Below are 12,376 nucleotides of genomic sequence, written 5' to 3'. Positions count from 1 at the left end.
AATTTTAGAAAGTTATGAAATTTTAGAAATTTTCAGCCATCCGTCAAACCATTGGACAACATTGGAAACCGCCTGTTCCAACGTCAACGACGCATTGTCAACAATGTATTCGGCGTGTTCGTCCCTCTCAAAGGGGGTATCCACGCCGATAACCCGGCCCAGACCGGGGAATTGGGTTCCTTTTTCTCTGCGTTCCATGGCCTTTTCATACAGCCCGGCCATGACAAGCCCTTCGGGACGGTTCTTTTCCCGCTCCATGGCCACGTCCAGAGGACAATGCACATAGACCTCGGCAAACCGGACGGTGTTCTTCCGGGCCCTGGTACGCATGGCCACCTTGGGGGCGGTTCCATCCATGATGACCCCTTTGCCCGCAGCAGCCAGCGCGGCACCTTCGTCGGCAAACAGTCCGTAAGCCTTGGCCCGCTCTTCGGATGAATAGGTGGGCTTTGGAAAATAGACCTTTCTGCGTTCATCCATCTGGAGATGGACGATATCAATTCCCCGCCCCTTGAGAACCTCAGCAACCCCCTTGGCAACCGAACTTTTCCCGGACCCGGGCAGCCCCACGAACCAGATAGCCCAACCGGTGCCACGTGTTTCTTTCGTGTCTGCCATATCTGTAATCCTTGTAATCCCTGCACCCATGACTCGCCGCAGCCCCATGCGTTCCCAAATATGCCGAACAGTCCGCAAGGGGTGCCCCTACGAGATCCCGAAAAAATTTCAGCCAGGAGTGGAATTTATATCTCCCCGGCATAAAATGTTTTTCCTGCGCACTATCTACCGCGCACCCACCTCACCCTTCCATATATTTATTGATATTGGCATAATCGAACACATCATCCTCGAGCACATTCTCCAGAAACCGGAGCAGCCCCTTGCGGACTTCCAGGGGATGATTGGGATACCACTCAGGCGATGCGATGACCAACCCGCGGAACACATAATAGGGAGCGACAACCTTGAGCACTTCTTTGTCACCGGTGGCTTCGAGATAGGTATCCCAGAAGGTGCGGTAGATGGTCTCGAAAGGTCCGGACAAACGAGGCTGTTCATACAGACCGAAGAGGAAATAATTGCAGCTCATGGTGGCCACGTCATCGCCCGGTTCGCCCCAGAGACCCCGGCTGCAGTCGAGCACGGAGAAATCATTGTCTTCCCGGACAAGCACGTTCCAGGGATGGAAATCACCATGGGTGGCGCTCAACCGGTGGGTGAAGGAACGCAGCTTCCAGCGCCAGTCGATGAGTTTCTTCTCCAGAGCGATGAATCGCTCGGGCATGAAATGCTCATAGGGATGGGGGTACCCGTCCACCAGCCCCCAGATACACTCGGAATCGCCGATGAGCTGCCGGGTTCTGCGCAGATACAGGTCCGGATCTTCCTTTTTATCGCTGTGCAGATCGGCCAGCCACAGAGCGAATTTCTTGGCCAACTCCCTGTCGCTGTCCGAGTCCTGCCCCTTGCGGATCCGTTCCAGATCCAGAAAATAATCGTGCCCCTCGACCTTTTCGTTGAGGATGAAGAATTCCTCGGGATCGTTCATGGGCACCAGATTGCCCTTTGTATCGGCGTAGCCCAGGCCAAGAGGCTTTACGTGCTGCTTGATCCTGGTTCCGGTCTCGTACTGGAACATGAGGATGGCGGCCCGGTCCCAATAGAATTGATGGCCATATTTGTCCCCGCGCATGGAGGAGATGACCGCCTGCTTGGCAACCCCGTCCTGCTCATAGGAAACGAGCATGGGCTTGCCGTATCCGAAATCCTTCATGCCCTGTTCGTCCAGGGATCCTATTTCCCCGATCCCGGTGAGTTTGACCGTGCCGGGCAGGGTTTTTCCGAGAAATTGTTCGATCATCTCAATGGTCATTTCAAGCATTGGAACTCCTTGTGATGGTTCAAAATCCTATCAAAATGCCGTCATAAAGACGTAGGTGTTTCCAACGAGATCCGTAGGGGCACGGCGCGCCGTGCCCTTTTTCCCGAGCCGGAAAGACCCGAGTGTAATAGACATACAAAAACATTGCACCGGACAGACACATGAGAACAACCATTGCGACACCGCCCGAGACACATTGTCAAAAGATATGCTTCACACAACCCCGAATACTTCGAGAAACACCAGCAGAAGCAATCCTGCAATGATACAATAATAGACGGTACTGCTGCGCCGGACGGCCTGAGACTCTTCGGCCATGGCCGATTCCTTGACCTTGCGTTCCCGTTTTTCCTTGTTGGTCTTTTTTCCCATAATCGTTGTGCCGTTTCGGCTGAAGGTTATTGGTTCTGCGAAATCCACGGGGCAAGGGGACTTCTTACGATCATCAGCCCCACAGGTAAAGGGAAAAACCCGGATGCGGATGCCCCGAGCCATTGCGACCGCAATGCCTGGCATGACGGGTCCGTCCCCATCCATGACGGAGATTTCCCTTGCCCGAACCCCCCACTCTCCGTACATATCCCCGACCAATCATTTGCACGTGTATCGCAAGGAGCACCAATGATCATCCGGGGCGTTCTGCCCGTCATGGCCGCAGCGACCCTGTGGGGGTGCATAGGTCCATTTTCCAAACTCGCTTTTTCCCAGGGCATGGAGCCTCTTGAGGTCGCTTTCTGGCGGGCCGCATTCGGCTGGCTCTTCTTTCTTGCCCAGGCCGGATGGATGCGGGAATACAGGGTTGCAGGCAAGGATCTCCCCATGATCGCGGGATTCGGATTCCTGGGCGTGACCGTGTTTTTCGGAAGCTATCAGATCGCCGTTCAAAGCGGAGGGGCGGCTCTGGCTGCTGTTCTCCTGTACACCGCCCCGGCCTGGGTGGCCCTTTTGGCCCGGCTCATCCTCAAGGAAATCATGACGCCCGTGAAACTTGTGTGCGTTGCCATGACCATCGCCGGAGTCGTGGCTGTCGCCATGGGTTCATCCACCGGACAGACCATGCACGTAACCCCGCTTGCGGTCTCGGCTGGACTCGTGGCCGGTCTGAGCTATGCCCTGTACTATATTTTCGGGAAGCACTACCTGAACATCTACCCGACCCACACCATCTTCGCCTACACCCTTCCGGTGGGGCTGCTGGGCCTTGCCCCGTGGATCGACTTCCATCCCATGACCATGACCGGATTCGGCGCAGTCTTCTTCCTGGGACTGGCAACCACATTCGGCGCCTACACCTTCTACTGTATCGGCCTCAAACATCTCGACGCGTCCAAGGCGGCGGTCGTGGCCACGCTGGAACCCGTGGTCGCCGGGGTCATGGCCTATTTCTGGTGGGACGAACGGTTCACCCTGGCCGGATATCTTGGCGTCACGACCATCCTGGGGGCTGTTTTGCTCCTGGTCTTTTCCGATGCCCGGGCAGCAAAAAACGGGGCTGTACCCTAATCGTCCCGTTACCCATCCAGCACAGACAAAAGCCCCTGATGCCATCACGCATCAGGGGCTTTTTCATTGGTGTTGAACTGCTACAATACGCCTACTTTTTCTTCATCGCCTTGGAGATGCACACGGCAGCACTCCCCCAGGTGATGCTCAATCCAAAGATCAACATGATAATTGCGGCTGTGGACATTAGCGATGGCCTCCCTGGCATGAAACCTTGGCTGGTTGGGGTTCTGAAACAGAGGGTTTGAAATGCATGATGAGCGCCAGCAGGAGGGTCAACTCGAGCACATGCCACCCGAAGTAGAACAAGGAACTGACAGGATATCCCCCATAGGGCTTGGAAAAATCACTGACCAGATTGGCGATGACCATGTACCCAAGGCAGAAGGTGGTCACGTACTTGAGACACACGTTCCACCAACCCCCGATCGTGAAATCCGAGATGGAATTGACGTACTTCCTGACATCCTCGAGATTGAGCAGCCAGGAAAGAAAAACAATCTCTGCCAAGCCGCCGAGCAGTATTCCATAATTATTGGCAAAATGGTCAACAATATCCAGAATCAAAAGTCCGGCGCCCGTGGCAAAAACAATGCTCACGCCAAAACCAACGGCACAAAAAATGGTGGCCGCAAGTTTCCGGTTCCATCCGAACTTGTCAATCAACGAGGAGATGACCGTCTCACAGATGGAGATCTCAGAACTCAGCCCCGCAAAGACCAGGGCCAGAAAAAAGATACTCCCGAAAAAGACCGGAGCGGGCAACAGATTGATCGCCTTTGGAATGGTGATAAAGGCCAGACCGACTCCCGAGCCGACCACTTCGGAGACCGGTACGCCCTGCTGAGCGGCCATGTATCCGAGCACGGAAAAGATCATCAATCCGGCGACCATGCTGAACCCGCAATTGATGAACACGGTGATGAAGGCGTTGTTATTGATATCGGACTTCTTGGGCAGATAACTCGAATATGTGAGCATTATTCCGAAACCAATGCTCAGGGAATAGAAAATCTGTCCGTAGGCTGCCGCCCAGACCTTATAGTCCAGGATTCTGGAAAAATCCGGTTTGAGGAACCAGTCCAATCCGTTGCTCGCCCCGGGCAGAAAGATAGCCCGGCCCATGAAAAGGATGACCATACAGAAGAGGAGGGGCATGAATATCTTGCCCGCGGTTTCGATCCCCGTACGCACCCCGCGATAGAGGAAGATCCAGCACACGAACCAGGAAAATGCAATGGCTCCCAGAATAGGCCACTGGATATTCCCGACCTCGGTCGGACTTCCGGTGAGGTGCAAAAAGCTCTTGAAGAAGAAATCACCGGTATTGTCTCCCCATCCCTGGCTGAAGGAAAGCCAGCAATAGACAATGGACCAAGCAACCACGGCCACATAATAGACCGCAATGGTGAAGGAGACAACGATCTGCCACCAGCCGAGCCATTCCCATTTTTTGGAAAGGGCTGAAAAAATTTTGGGTGCGGACCCCCTGAATTTGTGCCCGATACCGAATTCTAGAATCATGAACGGTATACCGGCCGTAAGCATGGCGAACAAATAGGGGATCAGAAAGGCCCCCCCGCCATTTTCATAGGCGATATAAGGAAACCGCCAAATGTTCCCCAAACCAATAGCCGAACCAACCGCAGCCAGGATGAATCCAACCCTGGTGCCCCACTGCTCTCGTTTCATCGAAACAACTCCTCAGTTGAACATACCGACTTGCACTACACACCCTTTCCTGCTCAGCCACGTTAGGACTGATCCTTTCTTCTGCTCCCGGGAACGCCGAGCGTCCGCAGACCATCGTTCAGGTACGGTCGTTGATAATGGGCCGAACCGCCAGCACTCAAGGGTCAGCCACTGTCCCTTAATCCAGACCGACCAGAGGGTTGGCGTTCCCAGGCAGTCACGTGATGCAATGAGGATCGCATTACGCCGGGAGAGGTCCTAGGTCCAAGGGGATTATGTGTCAAGAGGGCAGAAGAGTGGCTTGTCCTTGAGCGGGCTACATCCTGCCCACACCCATACGTCGGTAGGATCGGCCGACAATGGACTCGATGAACACGAACAGGAAAAGGGGAACAGCTATGAAAACCATGGTGAGGGCCGATCCCAAGGACCGGTTTGAAGAGGAGAGCACCGGGAAAAGATACCCGGTAAAAGAAGGGACGGCTCCCCCGCCGATGAGAAAGACGAGGAAATATTCGGAAAACGCGACCAGAAAGACCACACTCCCCCCGGCAATGATCGAGGGAAGGATGAGGGGCAATTCGACCCGGAAGAACACGGTCCACAGAGAACCGCCCAAATTTTCGGCACACAGGGCATAAGCCGGATCAAGGATATTGAATCCGGCGATGAGGGCCCGTAACATATACGGATAGCTGCAAACGGCCAGCACCAGGACCACTCCGGGCAGGGTATCGGCCAAGAAAATCCTGATGAACATGACGTGCAGCCCCATGGCAAATGTCATAGGAGGGACCAGGGCCGGGGCCAGCAGAAATCCTTCGAGCAGGTGTCTGCCGGCAAACTCCACCCTGGCCATGACCTTGGCCGGGGCATAGCACATGGCCAGGGTGACGATAACGGTAATCAGGGAATACGTGACCGAAGAAATCAGGTGCCGCATCAGAGGATCATACTCACGGATGAGAAACGCAAATGATCTGGGGTCGAAGGTTTCAGGAATCAGGCTTGGAAACCGCCATTGAGGAGCCAGGGAATATCCGGCCAGAACCAGCAGAGGCAGGACAAAAACAACGATCAGCAAGACGAGCAGGAACACGTGTCTCACAATTTTCTCTCCCGCGCGCCCAGAGAAGCGACTGTCCGAGAATAGAGCATGATAAACAGGACCGAAAAAAAGAACATGAGCATGAGCATGGCCAGGGCCGTGGGCCGGTTGACCAAATCCCGCTTGAAATACAGATTGTACACCTCGATACTGAGCATGGCCGGCTTGCTGTTTCCGAGAATATACGGAATGTCAAAGGCCCCGAAGGCATACAAAAACAAGATGATAAACACCGAATGGACGGCCGGGGCGATATGGGGAAGAATGATCCTCATAAAAATCCGGCCGCGGCCTGCCCCGAGCATCGCGGCACTGGTAACCAGACGCCGATCGAATCCTGCCAGAGGGCCAAGGACCATGAGAATGGCAAAAGGCATCTCCTTGTAGGTATATGCGGCAATGAGCCCCCATCCGGCCCGGCTGTATAGGATGTTGGGAAAGTCGCCTGGTCCGGTGATCAAGCCCATGGACTGGGCAAAGGATGCCAGAATGCCGGTCTGGCTGAAAAAAACCAGAATAATGAACCCGATGGCTATGTGGGGAAGGATGAGGGTTATCTTGTAGACCAGGCTCATCCTTCTAAACACGACAGGCATCGCCCATATTCCGCATGCGATGAGGGTCCCCCCGGCCGTGGCCATGAGGGCCGAGACCAGGGCCACATAGAGAGAAAACCCGAACATTTCATACATCCAGGGGGCCTGGAACAGACGGACATAGGCCTCTCCGCAATCCAGATCCAGAGGCACGGGACTCATCATGCCAAGTGACTGCAAAAACGCCAATGCCACGCCCGCACAAAATAGGGCGAAATACGGGATGAGCAACGGGGAGAGCCTCAGGAGAAGTCCGCGCCGAGTGTTGACCAACGGATCACTGCCCCCTGTTTCTTAGCACATGTTTGTCCCACCCCTGTTCAAGGGCTTCCAGGTAGGCCGACGGGATCTCGGGGACGGCGAACCCGGCCAGGTAGTGGGCACTGAGCGTGGCCGGGCCCAGATCGACCTTGTCGAACCGAACCCTATCCCTGGCAGCGAGGCGGTTCATATCCAGAACCGGAAAATCCCCCCAATTGCCGGGCCGGTATTTGGAAAGCTGGGCGTCCACGGACATGAGAAAATTCGCCGTGACAAGGGCTCCGGGGACATTGGGGGCGTTGAAGGGAATGGCCAGATAATGGGTGTTGGCCACGGACCCGTCCTTGAGCACAAAGGTCCGCACCGTGGGGGGATAGGTGGATTCCAGGATCTTGGTCTGGGCATGGGGAGGATGGTAGGACATGGACATATCCACTTCCCCACGGGCGAACAGGGTGTCCAGCAGTCCGCTGTCCTTGGGATAGGTCCTGCCCTCCTGCCAGAGGTAGGGTTTGACCCCGTTCAGCCAGGCCCAGAGTTTGGGGGCGTTGGCATCGAACAGGGCCTGATCGAATCCGCCCATGTACTGCTGCGCCCCCCCGGTCACCGCATAGAACACCTGCCGCACAAAGGCCGATCCCGTGAAATCCGGCGGCTGGGGATAGGTGAATCGCCCAGGATGGGCCTTGATCCAGTCCTTGAGCTGCTTGAAACTGTGCGGCGGCTCTTTGATTGTAGCGGTATCATACTCGAATACGAATTGCGCCCTGCCCCAGGGGGCCTCATATTCATCCACGGGATAACCGAAATCATAAGCAACCGAATCCGGATCCACGAGATTTGTGAAATGGGGAAGCAAACCGGCGAATGGGCCGGTGAGGAGTCCGGCCTCTTTGGCGTTCTTGAAATTCTCCCCATTGATCCACAGAAGATCGATCACCCCGGTGTCCTTGCCGGCCGCCTTTTCAGCCAGCAGCTTGTTCACAAAGACCGAGGCATCCATGGGCACGCGCACAAGGCGTATTCCATATCTTGAAGCGAGTTCCTCCTTGACCCAGGTGTCCACCCAGGTGTTCACATGGGACCACCCCCCGTACATGTACCAACGCACCTCGGTATCCCGGGCCGCCTCGGTGATGGTTGCAAAATCCTGCTGCAACCAGTCCGTCTTCTCCTCCTGCCCGCCACAACCGACAGCCACGAAAATAGCGATCAGCACCACTACGATCTGTTTACCCATGTCCGGCCTCCTGGAATTTCCCCAACATCACATCCACCCGTATCCGCACCCTATCCCCCACCTGAAGTCCATCATGCTTCTGGTACACCATGAAATCATAATCCCCCATCGCCACGCTACAGGCCTGATAATGTCCGGAAAAACGCACGGCCGTCACCCTTCCCGGCCCATGGGGATCAACCACGAGCTCCAGGGCCTCGGGACGTACCAGAAGCTCACGCGCCTCCGGCGGGTTCTCCATATCGAGCAGGGAGAATACGGCCGCTGGGATCGTGTTCATGGGCCCCAGAAATCTGGCCACTCGTTGGTTCACTGGAGAAAAATACACGGTTTCAGGCGGACCAATCTGCTCCAACCGTCCATCCATGATCACCCCGACGGTATCGGAAACAGCCAGGGCCTCTTCCAGATCATGGGTCACGGCAATGGTCGTGATCCCGAACTCCTGCTGGGTCCTGCGGATGAACCCTGCGGTCTCGAGTCGCAGGGACCGATCCAGGTTGGCAAAAGGCTCGTCAAGGAGCATGACCGCCGGGTTGACGACCATGCCCCGGGCAATGGCCACCCTCTGCTGCTGGCCTCCTGAAAGCTGGGCCGGATACGCCTTTGCCCGGTCCTCGAGCTGGAAATAGGTCAGCATGTGTTCGACCCGGTCCCTGATTGCAGCCCGGGGCATCTTGCGCGACCGCAGTCCAAAGGCGATGTTCTCAAAGACCGTCATGGTCGGAAAGAGCAGAAAATCCTGAAATACCAGTATAATCGGACGGTCCTTACCCGGAAAAAAAGAAAAATCGATCTCCCCGCCATCGTGCTCTTCAAGACCGGCGATGACCTTGAGCAGGGTGGTCTTGCCCGCACCCGAGGGGCCGATGATGGACAGAAACTCCCCTTTGGCGACCTCAAAGGAAACGTCCTGCAAAACAGGCTTGCCATCATAGTGCTTGGTTATCTCACGGAGTCGAAGATCCATTCAAGATTATCCAGAAAAGAGGTGATCCGTTCAAAGGTATCTCCATGACTGAGGCCCCGATCCTGCCTGGTGTACTCATACCAGGCCATGAAGCACCAGGAAGTGGCGCGAAGGGCGATGGTCCGCATGAGCAGCCCGGTTTTGAAGACCAGCTCGTCCATGGCGGGAGCATGACTGCAGGCGGCCTGATAGGACGTGAGGAACGCATAACGCTCGTCAACCGTGCAGATATGATCCGTCTTCCACAGAGTGGTCGTGGGAACCAGAAAATGTCCCAGATCCTGATACCTGTAGGACACCACCGCCTTTTCCCAGTCCACCAGATACGAACGATCCCGACCCATGCAGAAATTCCCGGAATTGACTTCGGTATTCACGATGCACAGGTCTTCGTTATCGAAAATCCCCCTGTTCCTGTCCACGAGTTGGAGGATCTCTTCGTGATACTGAAGAATCCTCTCCCTCGCCCCTGTCCTTGGGTGATCGGGATACCGGTGGATCAGGCCAAGGGATTCCTCGGCAATGGCGGCAATGGGATCTTCCTGCCGGATCAGCCCCGAAACCGCGGGCTGGCTGTGGATACGGGCAAAGATGGCTGCGGCCTTGCCTAAATCGGTCCGATAGTCCAGGGGAACACCAGGAACGTATTCCATGAGCAGCACCCCGGAGCCGAAAACATTGGGCCCCGAATCCACGGCAAAGGGACGCGGCGTGACCCCGCTTTCGGCCAGAGCCGAAAGCACCTTGAACTCGTACCCGATCTGATCGCTCAACCCCAGCTGACTGCCGTGGTTGATCCGGAAGACATACCGTCCATCCCCGGCTTCGATCAGATAATTTTCATTATATTCCCCGGCAGCCAGAAAGGAGATGCGTTCCGGATGTTCCACCCAGCCGGATTTCTCGAGATATGTTTGTATGCGCTTGATCATAGGCAAAATAACGTATGATTATTCAGGTGGGGTCCCCAAAAATCGAAAAATTGTACCATTCCGTAGGGTCGACATGCCCCTCTAACCGTTACAATACCCTTCATCCGGCCCTACCTTCAATACAAAAACCCGAACAACCACAAGGGAATGGTCGACCCGGAACCATGTTCGATGCCATCTCGTACAATATAGGAATCATCCACCCCGGCAATCTGTCCCCCTTTTTTGCCGGGACCGCCGATTCCAAACGTATATCGTTCCTCGACCACGAAATCCCCCTGATCGGCAACCCGCATTCTGAAACCGGCCGCAAGGATCTGGTTGGCAAAAAATGTCTCGCGGAGCGCCCCCGTGGGATCGGCATCTGTGAGGGACTGGCTGATCCCCCAAAGCAGATTGCCGTTTTCCAGGAACAATTTCTCCCCTTTGCGAACAAGCCTGCTCCCCTGTCCCAGAGGCAGGACTGACATGATCAACCCGGCACGTTCCAGCACCTCCAGGTAGGCGTAGACCGTGGGCCGACTCACCTTGATATGCCGAGCCACCCTGTCGATGCTGAACTCCATGGGAGGGGAGGTGGCAACGAACCAGAGAAGTTTTTTGATCACCGGGATACCCATTGCCCGGCGCCCCTCGCTACGCCCCATATCCTCGTACAGGGTCTTTTCCACGACATTGTTCAGACGTTCGACATATTCAGCTTCACCTTCGAGGACAAAGGGATAGGCCCCCCGCTCGAGATAATCCCGAAAATGTCCCAGAATCGGACCTTGTCCAAGAATACGTCCCGCGATGGGTTCGTGGTCGTCCAGAATGTCCTCGAAGGAAAACGATTCCATCTCCCAGCCGACGACAATGGCAAGATATTCACGAAACGACATGACCGGCAGCTTACGATAAATGGCCCTGCGCGAAAGATCCGCCTTCCCTGTCTGCAAAGCCAGAACCGAACTCCCGGAAAGCATAATCCGGGCATGGGGGAAGGAGTCATACAAGGATTTGATTTCCTGAGCCCAATTCAGTCGTTTATGAGCCTCATCAATGAAGAGGAATTCCCCTCCGTGACGAAAAAAATCCGAGGCGATCTCATACAATCCCAGAGCTGCAACCTGAACATGATCTGCCGAAACATAGAGCCCTTTCCGGCCATGGGAGACAATATGGTTCAGCCCCTGAAGCATGAGGGTCGTCTTCCCGACACCCCGTCCGCCATAAAGACAGGTCAACCGGTTTTCCCACCGCATCTGCTCGTATAAAAAACGCGTCGTCTCAGGCAAAGCACCGAGAAGCCTCGCCTGGATCGCCAGAAAATCACCAAAGCCCATGAGAGACTCTCCTCTATTTTTGTAGAAATCGTTTTACACTTATAGGGGAAAAGTGTAAAATAAAAACTACAAAACTAGACGCCAACGCTTCCCACCTCCCCTTCCAACAATCCGGTACGTTCCAGATAAGATCGGGTGCACGAGGCGTTGAAGTTACCAGAACGCTGCCAAAATGCAGCCAGATCCTCCATGGTGTCCACGTCACCGGCTGGGGGCAAAAGGTGTATGGAGGCCCCGCACGTCGTCAATCGTTCCCGTGTCTGCTCGAAAACCTCGGGAGTGCTCCAGGTCATGTTCTGGAAAACTTCAGGGCAATATCCGCTGCGGGTGAACCCGATGCAATAATACCCCCCGTCCGTAGCCGGAGCCAGGCAGGCATCATTGTCAACAAGCCAAGCGAAACCTTCTTTGAGGGTGTCCGAAGACATGTCCGGGATATCGCTTCCTACAAGAAGGACCCGAGAATATCCCCGTGAAAAAGCATGGGTGAATGCCGCATCCATACGCTCGCCCAGATCGTCCCCCTGCTGAACCAGATACTCGCGTTGTCCGCCCAGCCAGCGGGCCATATCCTTGCGGGCATCATTTGGGGTAAAACACAGGATCAGGGAGGAATCGAGGGTATCCAGCATGGCCAGGGTATCGAGCACAAAACACCGGTACAGTTCCAGAGCAGGTTTCTCCCCGACTCCGGCCGCCAATCGGGTCTTCACCTTCCCCAATTCGGGAAAACGGAGAAAAAAAAGAACGCAGCACGTCTGTGGGCCCGTGCTGCATGCACCATGGACAGCATGTTTCATGAGGATTCCAACAGTTTTCGCTTCCTTTTCTGATGTTGCTCCAGGCCTTGTTCAGCACGAACGGCCG

At 55.3% G+C, this 12,376-nt stretch carries 13 protein-coding genes; 1 reads left to right on the top strand and 12 read right to left on the bottom strand.

Features of this window, described 5'->3' with window-relative positions; translation table 11 throughout:
* Window positions 1–12 precede the first annotated feature (12 nt).
* From ACY692_RS08985 to ACY692_RS08975, 3 genes are all read right to left on the bottom strand, one after another.
* Complete coding sequence (locus tag ACY692_RS08985; RefSeq protein WP_462325021.1) at window positions 13–618, bottom strand: adenylyl-sulfate kinase; 606 nt, start codon at window positions 616–618, stop codon at window positions 13–15.
* 181 nt (window positions 619–799) lie between these two features.
* On the bottom strand, window positions 800–1,882 hold the full coding sequence (locus ACY692_RS08980) for a phosphotransferase family protein (protein ID WP_462325020.1): 1,083 nt from the start codon (window positions 1,880–1,882) through the stop codon (window positions 800–802).
* 213 nt (window positions 1,883–2,095) lie between these two features.
* On the bottom strand, window positions 2,096–2,254 hold the full coding sequence (locus ACY692_RS08975; RefSeq protein WP_462325019.1) for a hypothetical protein: 159 nt from the start codon (window positions 2,252–2,254) through the stop codon (window positions 2,096–2,098).
* 249 nt (window positions 2,255–2,503) lie between these two features.
* On the opposite strand from ACY692_RS08975, the gene ACY692_RS08970 reads away from it, so the two are divergent.
* Window positions 2,504–3,385: a DMT family transporter gene (locus tag ACY692_RS08970; RefSeq protein WP_462325018.1), complete on the top strand. Its 882-nt coding sequence runs from the start codon at window positions 2,504–2,506 to the stop codon at window positions 3,383–3,385.
* Window positions 3,386–3,476: 91 nt separating this feature from the next.
* On the opposite strand, the gene ACY692_RS08965 is transcribed toward ACY692_RS08970, so the two are convergent.
* The 9 genes from ACY692_RS08965 to ACY692_RS08925 form a co-directional block, all read right to left on the bottom strand.
* Window positions 3,477–3,572 carry a MetS family NSS transporter small subunit gene (locus ACY692_RS08965; RefSeq protein ID WP_462325017.1) on the bottom strand — a complete coding sequence of 32 codons (96 nt, stop codon included), beginning with the start codon at window positions 3,570–3,572 and terminating at the stop codon, window positions 3,477–3,479.
* Window positions 3,572–5,077: a sodium-dependent transporter gene (locus ACY692_RS08960; protein ID WP_462325016.1), complete on the bottom strand. Its 1,506-nt coding sequence runs from the start codon at window positions 5,075–5,077 to the stop codon at window positions 3,572–3,574. Before ACY692_RS08960 ends, ACY692_RS08965 begins: the two co-directional genes overlap by 1 nt.
* 316 nt (window positions 5,078–5,393) lie before the next feature.
* Window positions 5,394–6,185 carry an ABC transporter permease gene (locus ACY692_RS08955; RefSeq protein WP_462325015.1) on the bottom strand — a complete coding sequence of 264 codons (792 nt, stop codon included), beginning with the start codon at window positions 6,183–6,185 and terminating at the stop codon, window positions 5,394–5,396.
* The gene (locus tag ACY692_RS08950; protein ID WP_462325014.1) at window positions 6,182–6,946 is read right to left on the bottom strand and encodes an ABC transporter permease; all 765 of its coding nucleotides are present in this window, start codon (window positions 6,944–6,946) and stop codon (window positions 6,182–6,184) included. Before ACY692_RS08950 ends, ACY692_RS08955 begins: the two co-directional genes overlap by 4 nt.
* A 112-nt stretch (window positions 6,947–7,058) precedes the next feature.
* A complete protein-coding gene (locus tag ACY692_RS08945) occupies window positions 7,059–8,282 on the bottom strand; it encodes an ABC transporter substrate-binding protein (protein WP_462325013.1) in 1,224 nt (407 codons plus the stop codon).
* A complete protein-coding gene (locus ACY692_RS08940) occupies window positions 8,275–9,252 on the bottom strand; it encodes an ABC transporter ATP-binding protein (protein WP_462325012.1) in 978 nt (325 codons plus the stop codon). Before ACY692_RS08940 ends, ACY692_RS08945 begins: the two co-directional genes overlap by 8 nt.
* A complete protein-coding gene (locus ACY692_RS08935; protein ID WP_462325011.1) occupies window positions 9,228–10,184 on the bottom strand; it encodes an aminoglycoside phosphotransferase family protein in 957 nt (318 codons plus the stop codon). The genes ACY692_RS08940 and ACY692_RS08935 overlap by 25 nt, the downstream gene beginning before the upstream one ends.
* Before the next feature lie 116 nt (window positions 10,185–10,300).
* Window positions 10,301–11,509 (bottom strand): ATP-binding protein, encoded by a 1,209-nt coding sequence (locus ACY692_RS08930; RefSeq protein WP_462325010.1) that lies wholly within the window; start codon window positions 11,507–11,509, stop codon window positions 10,301–10,303.
* Window positions 11,510–11,583: 74 nt separating this feature from the next.
* Window positions 11,584–12,309 carry a TIGR04282 family arsenosugar biosynthesis glycosyltransferase gene (locus tag ACY692_RS08925; protein ID WP_462325009.1) on the bottom strand — a complete coding sequence of 242 codons (726 nt, stop codon included), beginning with the start codon at window positions 12,307–12,309 and terminating at the stop codon, window positions 11,584–11,586.
* Window positions 12,310–12,376 lie beyond the last annotated feature (67 nt).

This window comes from Desulfoplanes sp. (assembly GCF_054921335.1).
This window is presented reverse-complemented; position numbering and strand designations above follow the sequence as displayed.